Below are 21,805 nucleotides of genomic sequence, written 5' to 3'. Positions count from 1 at the left end.
AAAGCCTATATGCTGGAGCCAACGGCCGGGAGAACGAGCGCGACGATGAGGCAGACGGCCCAGAAGCCGTCGAGCCGATCCATAACGCCGCCATGACCGGGAATGAGATGACTCGAATCCTTGACTTGGCAATAGCGCTTGAGAGCCGACTCTCCCAAGTCCCCGACTTGGCTTGCGATGGACGCTACGATGGAAAGTGCGGCAATGCCAGTAAAGGTCAGGGGGAGATTGGCACCATAACGCTGGCCTATCCAAGCCACCAGGAGGCCAAATGCAGTCGCGGCAACCACCCCGCCGATAAAGCCGGACCAAGTCTTCTTGGGGCTGATGGGGGGACAGAGCTTCGGGCCTCCAAAGGTACGCCCCGTGAAGTAGGCAGCGACATCGGTTGCCCAAACCACCGCGAACATCCAGAGCAGACCGAGGATCCCGAGCTCAGGATGATCGCGTACGATCGGCGGAACGATGACGATCGGAGATGCATAGATAAAGCCGGATATGGCCCAGATGCGTTTGCGAGCGATGGAGACGGCGAAAGCCCCGACCGCCAGGAAAACAAGCCCGACGGCAAGGAAAAGCCAAAACCCGACACCGAGCAGGAAAAGGAGCGTCAATGCCGCAAGGCCCATCCCGAGAATGGTTTGAACGAGGCGCTGAGGTTCGATCCTCGTCATATCGGTCCATTCGACCAGGGTAGCGATTCCTGCCGCCAGCCAGAACAGGGCGAAGGCCCAGCCGCCCAGATAAGCCGTAAGGAGAGCTGCGGCCACCATCACGAGGGCGGATAGAACTCTGGTCGTCAGTTCCTTGGAGGGGACGGGCTTAGGTTCGGGCGGCGAGGAGCCTTCTTCCGCAACCATTGTCAGACAGCCCGGGCGCTCAGCCCGCCGAACCGGCGGTCACGCCTGCAATACTCATCGATAGCGCCTTTGAAGGCGGTCTCGTCGAAATCAGGCCAGTAGCTCGGCAGGAACACGAACTCGGAATAGGCTGTCTGCCAGGTCAGAAAGTTCGAAACCCGCTGCTCCCCGGACGTCCTGATGACCAGGTCCGGATCCGGTATGCCATAAGTGTCGAGAGCCGCCTCGACCTTATCCATGTCGATGTCGGCTGGATCCAGAACGCCGTCCTTCACATGCCGGGCCAGGGACCGCATGGCGCTCACGATCTCCTGACGCCCGCCGTAATTGAAGGCGATCACCAGGGTCAGGCCCGTATTGGCACGGGTGATCTGCTCGGCTTCATCCAGGAGGAGGCGGATATCCGAAGCCAGCCCCTCCCGCTCGCCGATGATCCTGACCCGGATGTTGTTGGCGTGAAGCTCGGCCAGATCGTGCCGGACGAAGCGCTTGAGAAGTCCCATGAGATCTGAGACCTCGTCAGCCGGGCGCCGCCAGTTTTCGGCGGAAAAGCTGTAGACGGTCAGGTACCGGATCCCCAGATCCCCTGCCGTACGCACGGCACGGCGGATCGCCTCGACCCCGCGCCGGTGCCCTTCGAAACGGGGCAGGCCCCGTTGAGCAGCCCAGCGGCCATTCCCATCCATGATGATGGCAACGTGGGCCGGCATCCCCTCGCCTGCTTGCGTGCAGGCAAAGCCTGGATCCACCCTTTTGGCTTCGCCGCTCATGATGTCCTGTTCCGATGCACGCCTGAGGATCAGACGTGCATGATTTCCTTTTCCTTGGCGACGAGAATGCTGTCGATCTCGGTCACGAACTGATCCGTCGCCTTCTGCACCTGGTCGGCATGCCGCTTGCCGTCATCCTCGCTGATTGCGCTGTCCTTCTCAAGCTTCTTGAGGAGGTCGAGACCATCGCGGCGCACGTGACGTACCGCGACTTTCGCCTCTTCGGCATATTTGTGTGCGACCTTCACCATCTCCTTGCGGCGCTGCTCGTTCATTTCGGGGATGCGCAGGCGGATCACCTGGCCTTCGGTCTGCGGATTGAGGCCGAGATCCGACTCGCGGATGGCCTTTTCCACGGCCGCGACCATGCCGCGATCCCAAACCTGGACGCTGAGCAGGCGCGGTTCCGGCACGTTGACGGTGGCCACCTGGGAAATCGGCATCGATGCGCCATAGGCATCGATCTGGATCGGGTCGAGCAGGTTCGGAGAGGCGCGCCCCGTCCTGAGGCTGCCCAGGTCGTTCTTGAATGCGTTGATGGCGCCCTGCATGCGGCGCTTCACATCGGCGATATCAAAGGTCGTAGCCATGGGTTTTGTCCTTACGCGAACTATCTAAACGGGCTTACGCTCCCCAGGGTCCAGCATCAAGACCCTTGGATCAAGGGGCGACGACCGTAGACGGCACTTTCCCCTGGAGAAGAGCCGTCACGGAGCTGGGAGCATGCACCGAGCCCACGATGATCGACAGCCTGCTCTCCCGAGCAAGCGCGAAGGCTGCCGTGTCCATTACCTTCAGGTCCCTTGCGATGGCCTCGTCATGTGTCAGCCGGTCGAATCGGACCGCGTTCGGGTCTTTCTTGGGATCGGCCGAGTATACGCCGTCCACCTGGGTGGCCTTGAGCACCGCGTCGCAGCGCAGCTCGGCCGCACGCAACACAGCTGCTGTATCGGTGGTGAAGAACGGGTTGCCCGTTCCGCCGGCCAGAACCACCACCTGGCCTTTGTCGAGGTGATGCAGGGCGGGCTGGCGGGCATAGGTCTCGCAGATCGTCGGCATGGAGACCGCCGACATGGTGCGCGCCGGAACGCCGGCGGCGTTCAGAGCGGTCTCGATCGCGAGAGAATTCATCACCGTGCCGAGCATGCCCATGGAATCGGCCGTGGGACGGTCGATCCAGCCGGCGGCGCTCATGCGGGCGCCCCGAATGATGTTGCCGCCGCCGATGACGACGGCGATCTCGAAGCCGGCGCGGGTCGCCTGGGCCAGATCCTCGGCCAGAGAAGACAGGGTCTGAGGGTCGAGCCAGTAGCCGTCGGGGGCCATCAAGGCCTCACCCGAGAGCTTCACCAGAATGCGCCGGAACGTTGCCATCATCAGACCTTTCTTTTCGAACTCTCTCATGAAAACGGCGGCTGAGGAGCCGCCGTTCTAGCGCATCGTGCGAAAATGTGGACCCGGGTTCTAGCCCTCAACGATGCGCCGGCCAGGAGGTCGAGCATCGGATCCATATGGGGAAGCCAGTTATGAATCCGATGCTCTCATGCGTTCGATTTAGGCCTTGAGTCCGGCCTGGGCGGCGACTTCCGCCGCGAAGTCCGGAGCCTCCTCCTTCTCGATGCCCTCGCCGAGGGCATAGCGGACGAAGGCCTTCAGGGTGACCGGCTTGCCGGCCTTGGACTCCGCTTCCTTGAGGACCTGGGTCACGGTCTTCGACGGATCGTGCACGAAGGGCTGCTCCAGGAGGGTGACCTCCTTGAAGTAGCTCTTCAGGCCGCTTTCGATGATCTTCTGCATGACGTGGTCCGGCTTGCCGGCGTTCTTGTCGCGCAGGATGGCGCTCTCGCGCTCAATGGTCGCCTGATCGACACCGGAGGCATCGAGAGCCACCGGACTGGTAGCCGCCACGTGCATGGCGATCTGGCGGCCGAGCGTGCCGAGAACGGTCACATCGCCTTCGGACTCGAGCGCCACGAGCACACCGATCTTGCCGAGGCCTTCGGTCACGGCGTTGTGGACGTAGGAAGCGATCACGCCCTTCGAGACTTCGAGCTTCGTGATCCGACGCAGGGTCATGTTCTCGCCGATGGTGGCGATGAGCTCCTGCAGGCGGTCCTTCACGGTCGTCTGCGAGCCGGGGAAGTGGGCAGCCTCGAGCGACTCGATGGTGCCGTTGCCCATGAGACCGATCTTGGCGGCTTCGCGGACGAAGGCCTGGAACCCGTCGTTGCGGGCGACGAAGTCGGTTTCGGAGTTCACCTCAAGGATGGTCGCGGTGTGGCCTGACGACTCGACGGCCACGAGGCCCTCGGCGGCCACGCGGCCGGCCTTCTTGGCAGCCTTCGAGAGGCCCTTCTTGCGGAGCCAGTCGATCGCAGCCTCCATGTCGCCGTTGGTCTCGGCGAGGGCGGCCTTGCAGTCCATCATGCCGGCGCTGGTCGTCTCGCGCAGCTCTTTCACCATCGCAGCGGTAATGTTCGCCATGGCTGTTCCTTTCAAAGGTTTACGCATAGAGGGAGCCCGGCGCTCGTGGAACGCCGGGCTCGATCATTCGTTCAAGCGGCGCTGCAGGGTGCGGCGCCGTAAGGCTTACGCAGCAGCGGCTTCGATCATCGAGCGTGCCTGGTTGATCCAGCCATCGCGCTCGAGGCGGCCGTTCAGCTTCAGGTCCTTGTCGAGCTGGGCGGCATCGGCCGGCTGCATGGCAGCGAGCTGCCAGTAGTGGAAGATGCCAGCCTCGTTGAGCTTCTTCTCGAGCTGCGGGCCGACGCCGTTGAGCTTGGTCAGGTCGTCCGGAGCGCCGCGGGGGGCTGCCAGACGCTCGAACTGCTCACCCTCGTAGGCAGGAGCCGCAGTGTCGTTGACCGGGAGCTCCTCGGCCAGCGGGTTCTCGGAAGCACCGATGTCGATGCCCATGTCGCCGGCGCCGCGGGAGATGCCGTCGAGGGCAGCGCGGGCAACCAGATCGCAGTAGAGCGAGATCGCACGGCCTGCATCGTCATTGGCCGGAACCGGGAAGGTGATGCCGTCCGGATCGCAGTTGGTGTCGACGATGGCAGCCACCGGAATGCCGAGGCGCTTGGCCTCCTGGATCGCCAGCTGCTCCTTGTTGGTGTCGATGACGAAGATCAGGTCGGGCGTGCCGCCCATGTCCTTGATGCCACCGAGAGCGCGCTCGAGCTTTTCCTTCTCGCGGGCGAGCATGAGGCGCTCTTTCTTCGTGAGGCCCTGGCCGCCGCCGGCGAGGATCTCGTCGACCTTGCGCAGGCGGGAGATCGAGCCGGAGATTGTCTTCCAGTTGGTCAGCATGCCGCCGAGCCAGCGGGCATTCACGTAATACTGCGCCGAGCGCTTGGCCGCATCGGCAACCGCATCGGCAGCCTGACGCTTAGTGCCGACGAACAGCACGCGGCCGCCCTTGGCCACCGTGTCGCTGACAGCCTGGAGGGCGCGGTGCAGCATTGGGACCGACTGGGCGAGATCGATGATGTGAATGTTGTTGCGGGTGCCGAAGATGTATTGACCCATCTTCGGGTTCCAGCGGTGGGCCTGGTGGCCAAAGTGAGCGCCAGCCTCAAGCAGGCTGCGCATCGAGAATTCAGGAAGCGCCATCGTTTATTCTCCGGTTAAGCCTCCGCGGAACAGTGGACCGGTCCAGCCGGCCACCGGGGGTTCCTCATGGGATCATGAGGGGATTCCGCGTGTGGGATGGGGGCGCATATAGGGGTAAACCGCTCCGAACGCAAGCCGGGAATGGCGCTCTGCCCTACCCTCCGAACGGCATGCCTTAGGCAGCTCAGTTCATATGAACGTCCACAACTCCCGGAACGGCTCTGAGAGCACCGGCGATCTGTGGCGAGGCCATGTACTTGCCGGGAAGCTTGACCTCAACCTCCCGGTCGCCGTCGTCGAGGATCAGGACCAGGGACACCTCGCCTTCGCCACGCGCCTTCAGGCGCTCGCAGACGCTGGAGATGGGGCGCTCGTCCCGCAGGAAGATCCGCATGCCCTTCTGGTGCTTGGCAAGAGCCTCTTCCAGAGGCTCGGCTATGCCGATTCGGGCCCTCACCTCCTCGCCCTCGATCCCGGCCTGCAGCATCAGGACGACCGCAGCGCCGGGCTCCAGCACGTCGCGGAAGCGCATGAGGCCTTCCGAGAAGATGATGGCCTCGTACTGCCCGGTCTGATCCGAGAGGCTGAGGATGCCCATCTTGTTGCCGGTCTTGGTCCGGCGCTCCTGGCGATCGAGCACCGTCGCGGCGACACGCCCGACGGAATTGCCGGACTTCACCGAGCGGCAGAACTCCACCCACGTCTGAACCCGCAGCTTTTTGAGAAGGTCGCCGTATTCGTCGAGGGGATGCCCGGACAGGAAGAAGCCGACCGCGTCGTACTCCCGCTGCAACCTCTCGGCGGCCGGCCACGGATCGTAAGGCCCGATCCGCAGCTGGACATCGGCTGAGGCAACACCTCCGAACATATCCATCATGCCGCCATTGGCCGCCTCGTGAGATTGCTGGGCAAGGCTCATCATGGCGTCGATGGAGGCGCAGGCTTTGGCCCGGTCCGGCTCCAGCTCGTCCATGGCTCCGGCGGCGATCAGGTTCTCCAGCGTGCGCTTGTTGAGCATGCGCGGATTGATGCGCCGGGCAAAATCGGCGAGATCCTTGAAGGGCTTGTCCCCCCTAGCCTCGACCAGGCTCTCGATGGCCTGCCGGCCCACGCCTTTCACGGCGGCCAGGGCGTAGAGAATCTGTCCCGTGCCTTCCGCGTCGTACTGCACATCGAACACCACGCCCGATCGGTTGATGGACGGCGGGATCACCTTGAAGCCCAGGCGCTGCGCCTCACGGCGGAATTCCGACAGCTTGTCGGTGTTGTCGAGATCGAGCGTCATGGACGCTGCCAGGAACTCGACCGGATGATTGGCCTTCAGGTAGGCGGTCTGGAACGCGACGAGCGCGTAAGCCGCCGCGTGGCTCTTGTTGAAGCCGTAATCAGCGAACTTCGCGAGAAGGTCGAAGATCTCGTTGGCCTTCGCCTTGTCGAGGCCGCCCTCCTTCGCACCGGACACGAAGCGCTCGCGCTGCGCATCCATCTCAGACTTGATCTTCTTGCCCATGGCGCGGCGCAGAAGGTCCGCGTCACCGAGCGAGTAGCCGGAGAGGACCTTCGCCACCTCCATCACCTGCTCCTGGTAGACGATGATGCCGAAGGTCTCCCGCAGGATCGGCTCGAGCTTGTCGTGCGGGTACCAGTCCTTCTTGTTATGCTCGTCCTTGCCCAACTTGCGCGCGCAATAAACCGGGATGTTCGCCATGGGGCCCGGACGATACAGCGCCACGAGGGCGATGATGTCCTCGAAACGGTCCGTCTCCATCTCGACGAGGGCTTTTCGCATGCCGGCCGATTCCACCTGGAACACGCCAACCGTCTCGCCGCGCTGGAGCATCTCGTAAGTCCTGCGGTCGTCGAGTGGCAGCGCCGAGAGATCCACCTCGATTCCCTTGCGGCGGATGAGATCGACGGCCGTGCGCAGGACGGTGAGCGTCTTGAGGCCGAGGAAGTCGAACTTCACGAGGCCCGCCTGCTCGACCCATTTCATGTTGAACTGAGTCACGCGCATGCCGGTCTTCGGGTCTCGGTAGAGCGGCACCAGTTCCTGGAGCGGACGGTCTCCGATCACGACGCCGGCCGCATGGGTCGAGGCGTGCCGGTGCAGTCCCTCGAGCTTCTGCGCGATGTCGAGCATGCGCTTGACGACGGGCTCTTCGTCGATGGCGGCCTGCAGCTTCGGCTCGCCTTCGATGGCCTGTGCGAGAGTCACCGGATTGGCAGGATTCTGCGGCACCAGCTTGGTGAGTTTGTCCACCTGGCCGTAAGGCATCTCCAGCACGCGGCCGACGTCGCGCATCACGCCGCGGGCGAGAAGCGTCCCGAAGGTGATGATCTGGGCGACCTGCTCCTCGCCATAGCGCTGCTGCACGTACTCGATCACGCGCTCGCGCCCGTCGACGCAGAAGTCGATGTCGAAGTCGGGCATCGACACACGTTCCGGGTTCAGGAAGCGCTCGAACAGCAGGCTGAACCGCAGGGGATCGAGATCCGTGATGGTCAGCGCATAGGCGACGAGCGAACCCGCACCGGAACCACGGCCGGGACCAACCGGAATGTCATGGTCCTTCGCCCACTTGATGAAGTCCGCCACGATCAGGAAGTAGCCGGGGAACTGCATCTTGCGGATGATCCCGACCTCGAAGGCGAGGCGGTCGCGATAAACCTGCTCCGTCAGTCCGGGCGCCGGACCATGCGCGGCAAGACGCTTGGCAAGGCCCTCCTCCGCCTGACGCTGCAACTCCTCGCCTTCATCGAGAGACGCCGCGTCGGGACCTGTGCCGAAATTCGGCAGGATCGGCTTGCGGGTCTTCACGCGCGTCGCGCAGCGCATGGCGATCTCGACGCTCGCCTGCAGCGCATCCGGGAGATCGGAAAACAGCTCCATCATCTGCTGCCGGGTCTTGAAATGATGCTCCGGCGAGAGACGGCGGCGATCAGGGTTCGAGACGATCTGTCCCTCCGCAATGGCGAGCAGCGCGTCGTGCGCCTCGTAGTCCTTTGCAGAGGAGAAGAAGGGTTCGTTGGCGGCAACGATCGGCAGGCCGTTGCGTTCCGCGAGCGTCAGCAATTCCCCTTCGATCAGGCGCTCGTCTTCCAATCCATGGCGTTGGATTTCCACATAGAGCTGATGGCCGAAAGCCCCTTTTAGTATGTCAAGCCGAGCCTGCGCCAGGTCCTGGCGTCCGCCGTTGCGCAGGGCGCTGTCGAGGGGACCCGTAAGGCCTCCGGTCAGCGCGATGATCCCTTCGCTGTGGGTCGACAGAACGGGAGCGGCAACGCGCGGGTTTTCGCCGAGCGGAACGCCGAAATAGGCGTGGCTCACCAGGCGCATGAGGTTGCGATAGCCCTCCTCATTCTGCGCCAGCAGCACGATGTTGGCGGGCTGTGGCACCACGCGGGCCACCGGGTCGGCCTCCTCGAAGCAGACCGAGAGCTGGACGCCGGCAATCGGCTGGATGCCGGAGCCCGCCATTTTCTCGGAGAATTCGAGGGCGCCGAAGAGATTGTTGGTATCGGTGAGGGCCAGCGCCGGCTGCTTGTCGGCGGCGGCGAGTTTCGCCAGTTGCGCGATCTTCAGGGCACCCTCGAGCAGCGAATACGAGGAATGCACGTGCAGGTGAACGAAGCCGATATCGTGGAGAATGCGCGCCATGAAACTCTACTCACTCAATGGCACGCATAGTGACACGATTCTTCCCTCAAAATCCTAACCCGGGACGTCGAGGACTATGTTCCTGTGAATCGCGGTGGGTTGTTGTGGATTCCCGGTATCAAGCGATGGGAGAAAGAACCAGAGCCCAGATTGCCACGGCCGAGCCGAACATGGCGAGAGAAGCGATCTCAGCAGTGGTCTCGAGGATGAAGCGAAGCATAGTGTAATCTCCGTGTTCCCAATATGTTCATATTTGTTCATTGGATGTTCTGTGTAAAGGCTGTGCAGAGGCTGCACTCGGGACGGAGTCAACAGAGTCTTAATGGCTGAAAACGCGAGGAGCCGGCCCTGTGGGACCGGCTCTTTGTCTGTGGTGGTCTGGTCGTGTGAGCGTCAGAGGGTGAAGAGCTGGAAGTGGGCTGTGGTGAGCGCCGCGTACTTCTCGGTCACGACATCCTTCTGGAATTGCGCAAACTGCACCTGCGCCTGGCTGCCGGAGCCGTCCGCATCGTAGTACAGGGCGCCTGTGCCCTGATCGTACACGATCCGGTGGCTCGAAGCCGTCGCTGCCCCGCCCACCAGCCAGTCCAGCCCCTCGCCGCCCTCCAGCAGGTCCGAGGCGTCGTCGCCATGCAGGTAGTCGTTGCCGGACAAGCCGAAGAGCTGGTCGTGCCCGCCCTAGCCGTACAGGGTGTTACCGACCCCGTCGCCCGAGAGCGTATCGCCATGGCTCGAGCCCTCCAACCCCTCGACGGAGCTATAGCGTTCACCGGCCGCATCGCCCTGGAGGCCGTAGCCCTGATCTATTCTCTCGTTTGCAATGAGAGATTGAGCTGGTTTTGAGAAGATCGCTTGATCGAGTTCGAGCTTCTGATTTCCCAAGTTGAGTCTATGGCAACTGCACGATCAGCCCATCGCGGATGGTCACGCGCCTGTCCATGCGTGCAGCGAGTTCCATGTTGTGGGTGGCGATGAGGGCAGCCAACTTTGAGGCGCGCACGATGGCGACCAAAGTCTGAAAAACCCGGTCGGCGGTGTGCGGGTCGAGGTTGCCGGTGGGCTCGTCGGCCAGCAGCAGGCGCGGGGCGTTGGCAACCGCGCGGGCGATGGCGACGCGCTGCTGCTCGCCGCCGGAGAGTTCGCCGGGGCGGTGATCGAGGCGCTTGCCCAACCCTAAGAAGGTGAGGAGCTGCCTGCCGCGATCCTGCGCTTCCGGTTTCGGAAGTCCGCGGATGAGCTGCGGGATCACGACGTTCTCGAGGGCAGAGAACTCGGGCAGGAGATGATGGAACTGGTAGACGAAGCCGAGTTCCTCGCGTCGGATGCGGGTGCGCTCCTGATCGTTCATGGCAGCCGTCTGCTTCGAGCCGACGAAGACCTCGCCGCCATCAGGCTTCTCGAGCAGTCCCGCCACATGGAGCAGGGTCGACTTGCCCGTGCCGGAGGGCGCGACGAGCGCCACGATCTCGCCCGGCCAGATCGCCAAGTCGGCGCCGCGCAGCACCTCAAGGAAGCTCTCCCCCTGTGGGTAGCGGCGCTCGACTTTCGACAGATGCAGGGTGGGCTGGGACTGGGCTGGCGGCATGCTTATCCGTAACGCAACGCTTCGACAGGATCGAGCTTTGCGGCCCGCCAAGACGGATAGAGGGTCGCTAGCAATGAGAGCACCATCGCCATGATGAGAATGGTCGCCACTTCGGTGGGGTTCACATCAGCTGGCAGGCGACTCAGGAAGTAGAGCTCCGCCGGAAAGAGGTTGGTGCTCGTGAGCCGGGAGATGACATCGCGGATGGTTTCCACGTTGAGTGCGAGCAACAGCCCTAGACCGAATCCTGCGATCGTACCGACGATACCGATGGAGGCGCCGGTGATCAGGAACACACGCATGATGGCCCCGCGCGTGGCCCCCATGGTGCGCAGGATGGCGATATCCTCCGACTTGTCCTTCACGAGCATGATGAGGCCGGAGATGATGTTGAGCGCCGCCACCAGCACGATGAGCGTGAGGATGAGGAACATCACGTTGCGTTCCACCTCGAGCGCTCCGAAGAAGGTTCGGTTGCGCTGGCGCCAGTCGGTCATCAGGATCGGCCGGCCCGCCGCCTCGTCGATGGCCGCGCGGGCCTCGTCCACCCGGTCGGCATTGTCGAGATAGACCTCGATCAGCTGCACGTCGCCCTGGCGATTGAAGTAGTTCTGCGCTTCTGTGAGCGGCATGAACACGAAGGTGGAGTCGAATTCCGACATGCCGATCTCGAAGATCGCCTTCACCGGATATCCCTTCACCCGAGGCGCCGTGCCGAAGGGCGTGGAGGCGCCCCGCGGCGTGATCAGCGTGAAGGTATCGCCCGCCTGGAGCGATAGGGCATCGGCGAGACGCCGGCCGATCGCGACCCCCTCGCCTTCCTCGAAATTCTCGAGCGTGCCCTGACGTATGTTGCCGGAGATATGCTCGATCTTCTGCAGGTCCTCGGGGCGGATGCCGCGGACGAGAACACCGCTGCCGTTGTACTGCGAGGAGCCGAAGGCCTGCCCCTCCACCAGCGGAATGGCGCGCCGGACACCCGGCACCGCGGCGATGCGCGCGGCCACCTCCGGGTAGTCGGTCAACGGGCTTTCCAGCGGCGCCACGAAGATATGGCCGTTGATGCCCACGATCTTGTCGAGCAGCTCCTTGCGGAAGCCGTTCATGACCGAGAGCACCACGATCAGCGTGGCTACGCCGAGCATGATGCCAAGGAACGAGAAGCCTGCGATGACTGAAACGAAACCTTCCCGCCGCCGCGTGCGTAGGTAGCGCCCGGCGAGCATCCACTCGAAAAGCGAGAAGGGTTTTGTCCCTGACGGTGCCGCTTTGGTTTCCGGTGCCTTGGCCATGGGAGCTTATTTATGGCCAGCCAGGCGGGCGGCCACATCCTCAAGGGAAAGTGTTTCGCGCTCGCCGGTGGCACGTCGCTTCAGCTCCACCTTGCCTTCGGCGAGCCCCTTCGGCCCGATCACCACCTGCCACGGCACGCCGATGAGGTCGGCGGTCGCAAACTTTCCGCCCGGGCGCTCGTCGCGATCGTCGTAAAGCACGTCGCGGCCGGCGGCGGAGAGCTCGCGGTAGAGACGCTCACAGGCACTATCCGTGGCGGAGTCGCCGGCCTTCAGGTTGAGGATCGCGATATCGAACGGCGCCACATCCTCAGGCCAGATGATCCCGTTCTCGTCATGGCTAGCCTCGATGATTGCGGCGATCAGGCGGCTCGGGCCGATGCCGTAAGAGCCCATGTGGACAGGCCTCTCCTGCCCGTCCGGCCCCATGACCTTGGCGCCCATGGGCTCGGAGTACTTGGTGCCGAAATAAAAGATGTGGCCGACCTCGATGCCGCGGGCGGACATCTTCTTGTCGGTGGGCACCGCGTCGAAGGCGCCCGCATCGTGCATCTCGGATGTGGCGGCATAGAGCGACGTCCACTTGTCGACGGTGCTCTGGAGACCGGGAATGTCGTCGAAGTTCGTGTCGGCTGCCGGAATGTCGAAGCTCAGATAATCCGCGTGGCAGAACACCTCGCTCTCGCCAGTCGAGGCCAGGATAATGAACTCGTGGCTCAGGTTGCCGCCGATCGGGCCCGTATCCGCCCGCATGGGGATCGCCTTCAGGCCCATCCGGGCGAAGGTGCGTAAGTAGGCCACGAACATCTTGTTGTAGGAGTGGACGGCGCCGGCTTGGTCGAGATCGAAGGAATAGGCGTCCTTCATCAGGAACTCGCGGGAGCGCATGACGCCGAAGCGCGGGCGCACCTCGTCACGGAACTTCCACTGGATGTGATAAAGGTTCAGCGGCAGGTCCTTGTAGGAGCGCACATAGCCCCGGAAGATTTCCGTCACCATCTCCTCGTTGGTGGGGCCGAACAGCATGTCGCGTTCGTGGCGGTCCTGGATGCGAAGCATCTCCTTGCCGTATGCATCGTAGCGCCCCGACTCGCGCCAGAGGTCCGCCGACTGGATCGTCGGCATCAGGAGCTCGATGGCGCCGGAGCGGTTCTGCTCTTCGCGGACGATGGCGTTGATCTTGTTCAGGACCCTCAGACCCAAAGGCAGCCAGGCGTAAATGCCGGCCGCTTCCTGGCGGATCATGCCCGCGCGCAGCATCAGGCGGTGGGAGACGATCTCCGCCTCCTTCGGCGTCTCGCGAAGGATGGGGAGGAAGTAACGGCTCAAACGCATTGGACGCCTTTTAAGGTCTCGATCTGAACAGAAGCTGAGTAGCGACTCATTTCCAGCACACAACACAGGCCCCGGGTAAAAGACAAGCTGTCATCGGTTCGCAGGAGCTGCGGCGAGGTGAATTAGACCAAAGATGAATACATGAAACGCCGAAATTTGCATCATCGGCTGCCTAAGAAAGGTGACACCCCAACGGAAGGTGACTATAAACAAAATCCTAACGTCTTAAGACCTTCAAAGGTCAAAGGCTGCGGTCCGAGTTTCGGGAGGAACAAGATCCCCAAGCGCCAGACAGGCGCTGGCCTAAGAAAGCCAGGGATTAAAATCGCCATAAGGCAGTTCAGGCAAGGCGAAAGCCTTGCTTTTTCTTTTGGTACGCACTCGGAAGCTCTCTAAAGCCCCGCCAGTGGGAAGACTGCCGCGACGATCACCAGCACCACCGAAGCGACCAGTGTGGTCCAGATCGCCTTTTCGCGCAGGGCGGGAAGCGCCGGTGCTCCTGGCTCGCTCCCCCGGACCACCTCCCCGGTTTCTGCCTGACTGCGAACGCCGAAGGGCAGAACAGCGAAGAGGAGGATCCACCAGATCACGAAATAGAGGGCCAAGCCGCCGCTGACCCGCAGGCCAAAAGCGTTGACGGCCACAGTAACGGCGATCACAGAAATGACGGCGACCACGGCCAGGGTCGACCAGACTGCTCCAGAGAGGGCTTTGACTAAGTTTATCAACAGCTTGTCCTCAGGCTTGTTCAAGTTCGATCAGGGTACCGCTGAAGTCCTTGGGATGCAGGAAAAGGACGGGTTTCCCGTGAGCTCCGATCTTCGGCTCACCTGAGCCCAGGACCCTGGCCCCTGATTTCACAAGCTGTTCCCGGGCTTCGTTGATGTCGTCCACCTCGTAGCAGATGTGGTGCATGCCGCCGTCCGGATTCTTCTCCAGGAACCGGGCGATAGGGGATTCCGCACCGAGAGGTTCCAAGAGTTCGATCTTCGTATTGGGCAGGGTGATGAAAACAACCGTGACGCCGTGCTCCTCGAGCGGCTCGGGTAGGGAGACCTGAGCGCCGAGGCTATTCCGGTAGAGCTCGGAAGCCGCCGCGAGATCACGCACGGCAATGGCCACATGGTTGAGACGTCCGATCATTGCGGTTCCCTCTTAGCCTGTACCGTTTTAGGCCTCGATCACAAGCACGTGGCAGGCCGGTTTCTTGCCCCATTCCTGGTTCACGGCAGCGCGCACAGTCCGGTGAACGGCGTTCTCGACTGCCTCCGGATCCCGGCGCTTGGCTTTCGGCAACCCGTCGAGCAGGTCCGCCACGGCGTCGGCAATGATATCGGTCAAATCCCGCCCCTGCCGGTTCTTATCCGGCAGTCCCATGGCATCGATCACGGGATCGCCGACGAGCTCGCCCCGGTCGTCGATGGCAAGGGCAACAGTCACGATACCGGCAAAAGCAAGCTTGCGGCGCTCCGGCAGCGCCCGGTCACCGGCTCCGGTTACAAGATTGCCGTCGCGATAAATGCGTCCTGCCGGAACGGTGTCGACGATTTCGGCCGGGCCGGGAGCGAGGCGAACCAGGGTCCCGTTCTTCGCGCGGACCACTTCCGGCACGCCCTGCTGTCGGGCGAACTTCGCGTGCTCGCTCAGGTGCAGGGGCTCGCCGTGAGCCGGAATCGCGATGCGAGGGCGGGTCCACTGGTACATCTGGGCGAGTTCGCCCCGGCGCGGATGGCCTGAGACGTGAACCAGTTCCGTCCGATCCGTGATGATCTCGATCCCCTGCTCGATCAGGCTATTGATGATGGAGCCGACCGCCTTCTCGTTGCCTGGGATGGCGCGGGAGGAAAAGATCACCCGGTCGCCGGCGGAGAGCGCGATATCCGGGTGCTCGTCCTGAGCGATGCGGGCCAGAGCTGCACGTGGCTCTCCTTGAGAACCCGTGAGAATGGCGACAACCTTGTCGCGGGGCATGTAGCCGAAGTTCTCCGCCGATCGGAACTCCGGCAGATCTTCGAGATACCCGCACTCCTTCGCCACGTCGACAACCCTGTCCATAGCGCGGCCGACGACGATCACTTCGCGTCCGCATTCCCGTGCGGCCTCCGCGACGGAGCGGATGCGGGCGACGTTGGACGCGAAGGTGGTGACTGCCACCCGGTGCGGCGCATCCTTGATCAATGCGGCCAGGTTCTTAGAGACATCGGCCTCGCTCGGACTCGTGCCCTCACGCACCACGTTCGTCGAGTCGCAGACGAGGGCGAGAACACCTTCGTCGCCCAGGGCGCGGAATGTCTCCTCCGAGGTCAGGCTACCAAGATAAGGGGTGCTGTCGAGCTTCCAGTCACCGGTATGGACCACGAGTCCGTGCGGCGTCCGGATGGCGAGGGCATTCGATTCGGGAATCGAGTGAGCAACGGGCACGTACTCGACGTCGAAGGGGCCGAGCTTCAGGCGCTGGCCCGGCACGATCTCGTTGAGGTTGACCTTCGGCGCGTTGACCTCCGACAGGCGGCGCGTCTCAAGCAGGCCAATGGCAAACTTCGTGGCGTAGACAGGCGCGCCAAGACGAGGCCACATCTCGACGAGGGCTCCGATATGGTCCTCGTGGGCATGGGTGATGAAGATGCCCAGAAGGTTGTGGCGCTCCTCCTCGACGAAGCGCAGGTCCGGATAGACGACGTCGATGCCAGGCAGGTTCTCCTCCCCGCCAAAACCCATGCCGCAATCGACCAGAATCCACTGCCGGTCGTTCTCCGGCCCGAAGCCGTAGAGTGCAGCGTTCATGCCGATCTCACCGAGCCCGCCAAGGGGGAGGAAGACCAATTCGTCCTGGTGGGAAGCCATTAATGTTGAGACCTTTTTGTGCCAGCGCTGGGCTTGGCTATATCGTGCAGCGAATTGGGAAAATAAAGGTCGCCCGCGTCGATGAGTTCCACGCCAGCGGCGCCCTTGAGTTGCAGACGCCCAAACTGGTCCAGCCCTTCGAAGACGCCACGCCTCTCGCCTGAGGGCAGCCGAAGCCTCACCTCCTGCCCCACCCCGGCGGCGCGCTCGAGCCAGAGCCTGCGAACGGCGCCGAACGGATCCGACGCATTCATGCGGGACGACGCCCGCCATGCCGAGAACGTCCGGGCAAAGGCGGATGAAAGAGCACGAAAAACCTCTTCGCGGGTCAGGCTCGCCCTCACCTGCTGCAGATACGCTGCCGGATACGGCGTACCGGTCGGAGCGAAGGATACGTTCACACCGAAGCCGATCACGATGGCGAGCGCCCCGTGGGGCTGAAGTCTGTGCCCTTCGAGGAGAAGGCCAGATACCTTGGCTCCGTCGAGCAGAAGGTCGTTCGGCCATTTGAGGGCGAGACGCGGAGCAGCAAGACCCGTGACTGCCTCGACCGCCTCATGCAGGGCAAGACCAGCCACGAAGCCGAGTTGCGGCGCGGAGGCCACATCGCAGGGATCGATCAGCAGAAGGCTCGCATAGAGGTTGCCTTGAGGCGAAGACCATTGGCGGCCGTGCCGCCCTCTGCCCGCAAGCTGCTCGGCGGATGTGATCCAGAGCTGACCCGGATCGCCGGAGCGTGCAGCCTCAAGAGCGTCATCATTGGTGGAGCCCGTCGCCTCAAGGGAGAGCAGCCTGTATCCGGCAGACTCGGTCTCGGGCGACAGGTACACGGTTAGAACAACGAGCTCGCGGCAGTGCGCGCGGCCGCCACCAGCGGCGCCGGAACGATGCCGAAGAGGACAACGAAGATGCTGCAGAGGGCAAGCACCAGCTTCACGCCCGCCGGCATGGCATCGTAGCGCTCGGCCGGCTCATCGAAGTACATCACCTTCACGATGCGCAGGTAGTAGTAGGCACCGATGACGCTGGTCACGACGCCGATGATGGCGAGGGCCACCAGGTCGGCCTCGATGGCGGCGTTGAACACCGCGAACTTGGCAAAGAAGCCGGCGAGCGGCGGGATGCCAGCGAGCGAGAACATCATCATGCCGAGGCAGAAGGCGAGCACCGGATGCGTTCGCGCCATCCCGGAGAGATCGTCCACCGTCTCATACATCACGTTGCCGCGGCGCATGCCAAGAATGACCGCGAAGGTACCGAGCGTCATGGCCAGGTAGATGGCCATGTAGACAATGACGCCCTGGATGCCCTCGGCCGTACCGGCCGCAAGTCCGATCAGGGCATAGCCCACGTTTCCGATGGAGGAATAGGCCATCAGGCGCTTGATGTTGCGCTGGCCGATCGCCGCAAAGGAGCCGAGCACCATGGAGGCAATCGAGATGAAGACGATGATCTGCTGCCACTGCACCAGGATGCCCGGAAAGGCATCGATGAACACGCGGGTGGCCATGGCCATGCCGGCCATCTTGGGAGCGGCGGCGAAGAAGGCGGTCACCGGAGTCGGCGAGCCCTCGTAAACGTCGGGCGTCCACATGTGGAATGGAACGGCGGAGATCTTGAATGCGATGCCAGCGGCTACGAAGACGAGGCCGACGATGGCGCCGATGCCCACATCGCCCTGCAGGATCGTGGCGATGGCCGGGAACGAGATGCTGCCGGAGAAGCCGTAAACCAGTGACGAGCCATAGAGCAGCATACCTGACGAGAGCGAACCAAGCACGAAGTACTTCAGGCCGGCCTCGGTCGAGCGGACGTTGTCCCGGTCGAAGGCGGCGATCACGTAGGACGACAGGCTCAGCAGCTCGAGACCGATATAGAGGGCGATCAGGTCGTTGGCCGAGATCACCATCATCATGCCGATGGTCGAGAGCACGATCAGGATCGGATACTCGAACCGGCTGATGCCCTCGCGGCGCATGTAGTCCAGCGAGAGGATGACGCCGCCGGCAGATGCGATGAGCGTCAGGGCTTTCATGAACTTGGCGAAGCCGTCGATCACGAAGGATCCGCCCATGGTCTCGACGCGCTCGCCAGGCAGCATCAGCACCGCCACGAACGTGACGGCGAGAAGCGCCAGGGCGATGATGTTCATGCCGTAGCCCGGCCGCTCGCCGCGGATGGCGCCGAACAGGACCATGACGAGGGCTCCCGCCGCCATGAGGATCTCTGGCAGCATGGGACCGAAATCAGGAATGGTGAGGGCGGGGTTCATCGTGACCTCAGTGTGCGGCGACAGCTGCCGTTTTCACGGTGGCGAGCGCGGCCTGAACGTTGTTGAGAAGCGACTCGGTCGGCACAGCGAAGGCGTCGAGGATGGGACCGGGCTGCACGCCGTAGTAGATGATGAGCAGGATGAGCGGCGCGAAGGTGATGATTTCGCGGCGGTTCAGGTCGGTGATCGTCTGGAGCGCCGGCTTGTCGAGTTCTCCGTAGACAACACGACGGTAGAGCCACAGAGCGTAGCCCGCCGAGAGAATAACGCCGGTGGTGGCGAAGAAGGCCACCCAGGTGTTCGATCGGAAGGCTCCCATCAGGGTCAGGAACTCGCCGATGAAGCCCGAGGTGCCCGGCAGGGCCACGTTGGCCATGGTCAGGATCAGGAACACCACCGCATACATGGGCATCCGGTTGACGAGGCCGCCATAGGCCTTGATCTCGCGGGTGTGCATTCGGTCATAGATCACGCCTACGCAAAGGAAGAGCGCGCCGGAGATGAGCCCGTGGGAGATCATGGTGAACATGGCGCCCTGAATGCCCTGCTCGTTCATGCTGAACAGGCCCATGGTCACGAAGCCCATATGCGCCACCGATGAATAGGCGATGAGCTTCTTGATGTCTTCCTGCATCAGGGCGACCAGCGAGGTGTAGATGATCGCGATGACCGAGAGGGCGAAGACCAGCGGTGCGAAATACTCCGAAGCCTCAGGGAACATCGGCAGCGACACGCGGATGAAGCCGTAGCCGCCCATCTTGAGGAGTACGCCCGCCAGGATCACGGAGCCTGCCGTCGGGGCCTCTACGTGCGCATCCGGAAGCCAGGTATGGACCGGCCACATGGGCATCTTCACCGCGAAAGACGCGAAGAACGCCAGCCACAGCCAGGTCTGCAGGTTCGGCGGGAACTTGAACGCCAGGAGGGTCGGGATATCCGTCGTGCCCGCCTGCCAGTACATGGCCATGATGGCCAGCAGCATCAGCACCGAGCCGAGCAGAGTGTAGAGGAAGAACTTGAAGCTGGCGTAGATGCGCCGCTTGCCGCCCCAGATGCCGATGATGAGGAACATCGGGATCAGGCCTGCCTCGAAGAACAGGTAGAACAGCACAAGGTCGAGGGCGCAGAACACGCCGATCATCGTGGTCTCGAGGACCAGGAAGGCGACGAAATATTCCTTCACCCGGTGCCCGATCGACTCCCAAGAGGCCAAGATGCAGAGCGGCATCAGGAAGGTGGTGAGCAGGATCAGCGGCATGGAGAAGCCGTCGACGCCGAGCTTGAACCGGATTGTCTCGGTCAGCCAGACATGGCTTTCCACGAGCTGGAACGAGGCCGTTGCCGTGTCGAAGCGCCCCCAGGCCACCAGCGACAGCAGGAAGGTCGCGATTGTCGTGGCAAGCGCAGCCCAACGGGCGTTGGAGCGAACGGCCTCGCTGTCGCCGCGCAGGGTCAGGATGAAGGCCGCCCCGACGAGGGGGAGGACGAGAAGGCCTGAGAGGATGCCGAAGCCGAGCATTAACGGGCTCCCCTGAAGAGATAGAAGGTCACGAGAGCCGCAACGCCGATCAGCATTGCGAAGGCGTAATGATACACGTAGCCGGTCTGCACCCGCACAACGCCGCGCGTAACGTCGAGGACGCGGGCCGAGATGCCGTCAGGGCCAAGCCCATCGATGATGCGCTGATCGCCCGTGCGCCAGAAGAACCGGCCTATGGCCATGGAGGGACGAACGAAGATCGCGTCATAGATCTCATCGAAGTACCACTTGTTGACCAGGAAGCGGTACAGGATCGGGTGATCGGCCGCGAGCTTCGCCGGCTGCTTGGCGTCGATGATGTACATGTAGACGGCCAGCAGGAAGCCAAGGATCATCATGATCGTCGGCAGCAGCGGCACCCAGCCCGGAAGATGATGCATCTCTTCCAGGATGTGGTTTTCGGGTCGGGTGAACAGGGCACCCTTCCAGAACTCCTGATAACCCTCGCCAATGAATGCATCGTGGAAGACGACGCCGGCTATGACGGCCCCGATGGCGAGCACGATGAGCGGCAACAGCATCACGAGCGGGCTCTCATGGGGCGAGTGGTCCCCATGGTGGCCATGCTCGTGCTGAGCGTGACTTGCCGGCTCCACGTCCCGGTTATGGTCGTCATGCTCCACGCCCTCATGGGAATGCGCGGCATGGGCATGGTGACCGTGCTGGCCATGGCCCCAGCGCGCGGTGCCTTCGAAGGTCAGGAAGAACAGGCGCCAGGAGTAGAACGAGGTCATGAACGCAGCCACGACCGTTGCCAGGAAGGCGAAGGAGCCGGCGGTCGAGCGAGCCGCATAGGCTGCCTCGATGATGGCATCCTTCGAATAGTAGCCCGCCGTGAACGGGAAGCCTGTAAGGGCCAGCGTGCCGATCGCCATCATTGCCGTGGTGATGGGGATGTAGCGGCGGAGCGCTCCCATGTGGCGCATGTCCTGCTCATGGTGCATGGCATGGATCACCGAGCCGGCGCCAAGGAATAGCAGAGCCTTGAAGAAGGCGTGCGTGAACAGGTGGAACACGCCCGCGCTGTAGGCGCCAACGCCCAGGGCGACGAACATGTAGCCCAGCTGCGAGCAGGTCGAATAGGCGATGACGCGCTTGATGTCGTTCTGGACCAGACCCACGGTCGCCGCGAAGAAGGCCGTGATGCCGCCGACGACGGTGACGACCGTCAGGGCGGCCGGAGCGTACTCGAAGATCGGCGAAAGGCGCGCGACCATGAACACACCAGCGGTCACCATGGTGGCGGCGTGAATGAGGGCCGAGACCGGGGTCGGACCTTCCATGGCGTCCGGCAGCCAGGTGTGGAGCAGGAACTGCGCCGACTTGCCCATGGCGCCCATGAAGAGCAGCAGGCAGGCGATGGTCAGGGCATGCCACTCGATACCCAGGAAGGTGAAGTTGGCATTCGCCAGTTCAGCGACGCGCGGGAAGATCGCGTCGAAGGTGACGCCGTTGAACAGGACGAAGACCGTGAAGATGCCGAGCAGGAAGCCGAAATCACCGACGCGGTTGACGATGAAGGCCTTCATGGCGGCCGCGTTGGCGGAATCCTTCTGATACCAGAAGCCGATGAGCAGGTAGCTCGCGAGGCCCACGCCTTCCCAGCCGAAGAACATCTGAACGAGGTTGTCGGCTGTCACCAGCATGAGCATGGTGAAGGTGAAGAGCGACAGGTAGGCGAAGAAGCGCGGACGGTGCGGATCCTCATGCATGTAGCCGATGGAATAGAGGTGCACGAGCGCCGAAACGGTGTTGACGACCACCAGCATCATGGCCGTCAGGGTGTCGACCCGGAAGGCCCAGTCCACCTGGAGATCGCCCACCGCCATCCACTGGGCCACCTGGACCCGGGTGGCACCGTCGCCGAAGCCGACCTGGATGAAGGACACCCAGGACAGGACGGCCGCCACGAAGAGCAGCGCGGTGGTGACAATCTCGCTCGGCCGGGCGCCGAGCACACGGCCGAACAGGCCTGCGATGAGGAAGCCGACGAGCGGCAGGAAGACGATTGCGTGATACATGTGCGTTTACTTCGCC

Annotated in this window: 18 protein-coding genes and 1 pseudogene; all 19 read right to left on the bottom strand. The window is 63.0% G+C overall.

Annotated features, from left to right (window positions below; translation table 11 throughout):
- Window positions 1-5: 5 nt before the first annotated feature.
- The 19 genes and pseudogenes from AC0QTX_RS04285 to nuoL all read right to left on the bottom strand — a co-directional run bounded on the left by AC0QTX_RS04285 (window position 6) and on the right by nuoL (window position 21,789).
- On the bottom strand, window positions 6-860 hold the full coding sequence (locus AC0QTX_RS04285; protein ID WP_474602581.1) for a phosphatidate cytidylyltransferase: 855 nt from the start codon (window positions 858-860) through the stop codon (window positions 6-8).
- Window positions 861-862: 2 nt separating this feature from the next.
- A complete protein-coding gene (locus tag AC0QTX_RS04280) occupies window positions 863-1,570 on the bottom strand; it encodes an isoprenyl transferase (protein WP_474602580.1) in 708 nt (235 codons plus the stop codon).
- Window positions 1,571-1,659: 89 nt separating this feature from the next.
- Complete coding sequence (frr, locus tag AC0QTX_RS04275) at window positions 1,660-2,220, bottom strand: ribosome recycling factor (protein ID WP_474602579.1); 561 nt, start codon at window positions 2,218-2,220, stop codon at window positions 1,660-1,662.
- 70 nt (window positions 2,221-2,290) lie between these two features.
- Window positions 2,291-3,004, bottom strand: a complete 714-nt coding sequence (gene pyrH, locus AC0QTX_RS04270; protein WP_474602693.1) for a UMP kinase — start codon at window positions 3,002-3,004, stop codon at window positions 2,291-2,293.
- A gap of 180 nt (window positions 3,005-3,184) precedes the next feature.
- Complete coding sequence (gene tsf, locus AC0QTX_RS04265; protein WP_474602578.1) at window positions 3,185-4,114, bottom strand: translation elongation factor Ts; 930 nt, start codon at window positions 4,112-4,114, stop codon at window positions 3,185-3,187.
- 105 nt (window positions 4,115-4,219) lie between these two features.
- A complete protein-coding gene (locus AC0QTX_RS04260; RefSeq protein ID WP_474602577.1) occupies window positions 4,220-5,242 on the bottom strand; it encodes a 30S ribosomal protein S2 in 1,023 nt (340 codons plus the stop codon).
- A 184-nt stretch (window positions 5,243-5,426) separates the two neighbouring features.
- A complete protein-coding gene (gene dnaE / locus AC0QTX_RS04255) occupies window positions 5,427-8,900 on the bottom strand; it encodes a DNA polymerase III subunit alpha (RefSeq protein WP_474602576.1) in 3,474 nt (1,157 codons plus the stop codon).
- 393 nt (window positions 8,901-9,293) lie between these two features.
- Window positions 9,294-9,566 (bottom strand): annotated as a pseudogene (locus AC0QTX_RS04250) (hypothetical protein); the annotation flags it as partial.
- Between the two features lie 12 nt (window positions 9,567-9,578).
- Window positions 9,579-9,782: a hypothetical protein gene (locus AC0QTX_RS04245; RefSeq protein ID WP_474602575.1), complete on the bottom strand. Its 204-nt coding sequence runs from the start codon at window positions 9,780-9,782 to the stop codon at window positions 9,579-9,581.
- A 7-nt stretch (window positions 9,783-9,789) separates the two neighbouring features.
- Complete coding sequence (locus AC0QTX_RS04240) at window positions 9,790-10,485, bottom strand: ABC transporter ATP-binding protein (RefSeq protein WP_474602574.1); 696 nt, start codon at window positions 10,483-10,485, stop codon at window positions 9,790-9,792.
- A 2-nt stretch (window positions 10,486-10,487) separates the two neighbouring features.
- The gene (locus AC0QTX_RS04235) at window positions 10,488-11,777 is read right to left on the bottom strand and encodes a lipoprotein-releasing ABC transporter permease subunit (protein WP_474602573.1); all 1,290 of its coding nucleotides are present in this window, start codon (window positions 11,775-11,777) and stop codon (window positions 10,488-10,490) included.
- Between the two features lie 6 nt (window positions 11,778-11,783).
- Window positions 11,784-13,112 (bottom strand): proline--tRNA ligase, encoded by a 1,329-nt coding sequence (proS, locus tag AC0QTX_RS04230; protein ID WP_474602572.1) that lies wholly within the window; start codon window positions 13,110-13,112, stop codon window positions 11,784-11,786.
- A 392-nt stretch (window positions 13,113-13,504) separates the two neighbouring features.
- Window positions 13,505-13,840 (bottom strand): DUF1467 family protein, encoded by a 336-nt coding sequence (locus AC0QTX_RS04225; protein ID WP_474602571.1) that lies wholly within the window; start codon window positions 13,838-13,840, stop codon window positions 13,505-13,507.
- Window positions 13,841-13,850: 10 nt separating this feature from the next.
- The gene (gene mce / locus AC0QTX_RS04220; RefSeq protein WP_474602570.1) at window positions 13,851-14,255 is read right to left on the bottom strand and encodes a methylmalonyl-CoA epimerase; all 405 of its coding nucleotides are present in this window, start codon (window positions 14,253-14,255) and stop codon (window positions 13,851-13,853) included.
- A 27-nt stretch (window positions 14,256-14,282) separates the two neighbouring features.
- A complete protein-coding gene (locus AC0QTX_RS04215; protein ID WP_474602569.1) occupies window positions 14,283-15,956 on the bottom strand; it encodes a ribonuclease J in 1,674 nt (557 codons plus the stop codon).
- A complete protein-coding gene (locus AC0QTX_RS04210) occupies window positions 15,956-16,786 on the bottom strand; it encodes a biotin--[acetyl-CoA-carboxylase] ligase (protein ID WP_474602568.1) in 831 nt (276 codons plus the stop codon). Before AC0QTX_RS04210 ends, AC0QTX_RS04215 begins: the two co-directional genes overlap by 1 nt.
- A gap of 2 nt (window positions 16,787-16,788) precedes the next feature.
- A complete protein-coding gene (gene nuoN / locus AC0QTX_RS04205; protein ID WP_474602567.1) occupies window positions 16,789-18,228 on the bottom strand; it encodes an NADH-quinone oxidoreductase subunit NuoN in 1,440 nt (479 codons plus the stop codon).
- 7 nt (window positions 18,229-18,235) lie between these two features.
- Window positions 18,236-19,747, bottom strand: a complete 1,512-nt coding sequence (locus tag AC0QTX_RS04200; RefSeq protein WP_474602566.1) for an NADH-quinone oxidoreductase subunit M — start codon at window positions 19,745-19,747, stop codon at window positions 18,236-18,238.
- Window positions 19,747-21,789 (bottom strand): NADH-quinone oxidoreductase subunit L, encoded by a 2,043-nt coding sequence (gene nuoL, locus AC0QTX_RS04195; protein WP_474602565.1) that lies wholly within the window; start codon window positions 21,787-21,789, stop codon window positions 19,747-19,749. The genes AC0QTX_RS04200 and nuoL overlap by 1 nt, the downstream gene beginning before the upstream one ends.
- Window positions 21,790-21,805 lie beyond the last annotated feature (16 nt).

The sequence above is a fragment of the Microvirga sp. jy35 genome, assembly GCF_056148915.1.
This window is presented reverse-complemented; position numbering and strand designations above follow the sequence as displayed.

Excerpts from the sequence above, each read along its gene's own strand:
- mce (WP_474602570.1), bottom strand. The coding sequence starts at position 14,255 with ATGATCGGACGTCTCAACCATGTGGCCATTGCCGTGCGTGATCTCGCG.
- dnaE (WP_474602576.1), bottom strand. The coding sequence starts at position 8,900 with ATGGCGCGCATTCTCCACGATATCGGCTTCGTTCACCTGCACGTGCAT.
- AC0QTX_RS04285 (WP_474602581.1), bottom strand. The coding sequence starts at position 860 with ATGGTTGCGGAAGAAGGCTCCTCGCCGCCCGAACCTAAGCCCGTCCCC.
- proS (WP_474602572.1), bottom strand. The coding sequence starts at position 13,112 with ATGCGTTTGAGCCGTTACTTCCTCCCCATCCTTCGCGAGACGCCGAAG.
- nuoN (WP_474602567.1), bottom strand. The coding sequence starts at position 18,228 with ATGAACCCCGCCCTCACCATTCCTGATTTCGGTCCCATGCTGCCAGAG.
- AC0QTX_RS04200 (WP_474602566.1), bottom strand. The coding sequence starts at position 19,747 with ATGCTCGGCTTCGGCATCCTCTCAGGCCTTCTCGTCCTCCCCCTCGTC.
- frr (WP_474602579.1), bottom strand. The coding sequence starts at position 2,220 with ATGGCTACGACCTTTGATATCGCCGATGTGAAGCGCCGCATGCAGGGC.
- pyrH (WP_474602693.1), bottom strand. The coding sequence starts at position 3,004 with ATGGCAACGTTCCGGCGCATTCTGGTGAAGCTCTCGGGTGAGGCCTTG.
- AC0QTX_RS04215 (WP_474602569.1), bottom strand. The coding sequence starts at position 15,956 with ATGGCTTCCCACCAGGACGAATTGGTCTTCCTCCCCCTTGGCGGGCTC.
- AC0QTX_RS04280 (WP_474602580.1), bottom strand. The coding sequence starts at position 1,570 with ATGCCGGCCCACGTTGCCATCATCATGGATGGGAATGGCCGCTGGGCT.
- AC0QTX_RS04260 (WP_474602577.1), bottom strand. The coding sequence starts at position 5,242 with ATGGCGCTTCCTGAATTCTCGATGCGCAGCCTGCTTGAGGCTGGCGCT.
- tsf (WP_474602578.1), bottom strand. The coding sequence starts at position 4,114 with ATGGCGAACATTACCGCTGCGATGGTGAAAGAGCTGCGCGAGACGACC.
- AC0QTX_RS04235 (WP_474602573.1), bottom strand. The coding sequence starts at position 11,777 with ATGGCCAAGGCACCGGAAACCAAAGCGGCACCGTCAGGGACAAAACCC.
- AC0QTX_RS04240 (WP_474602574.1), bottom strand. The coding sequence starts at position 10,485 with ATGCCGCCAGCCCAGTCCCAGCCCACCCTGCATCTGTCGAAAGTCGAG.
- nuoL (WP_474602565.1), bottom strand. The coding sequence starts at position 21,789 with ATGTATCACGCAATCGTCTTCCTGCCGCTCGTCGGCTTCCTCATCGCA.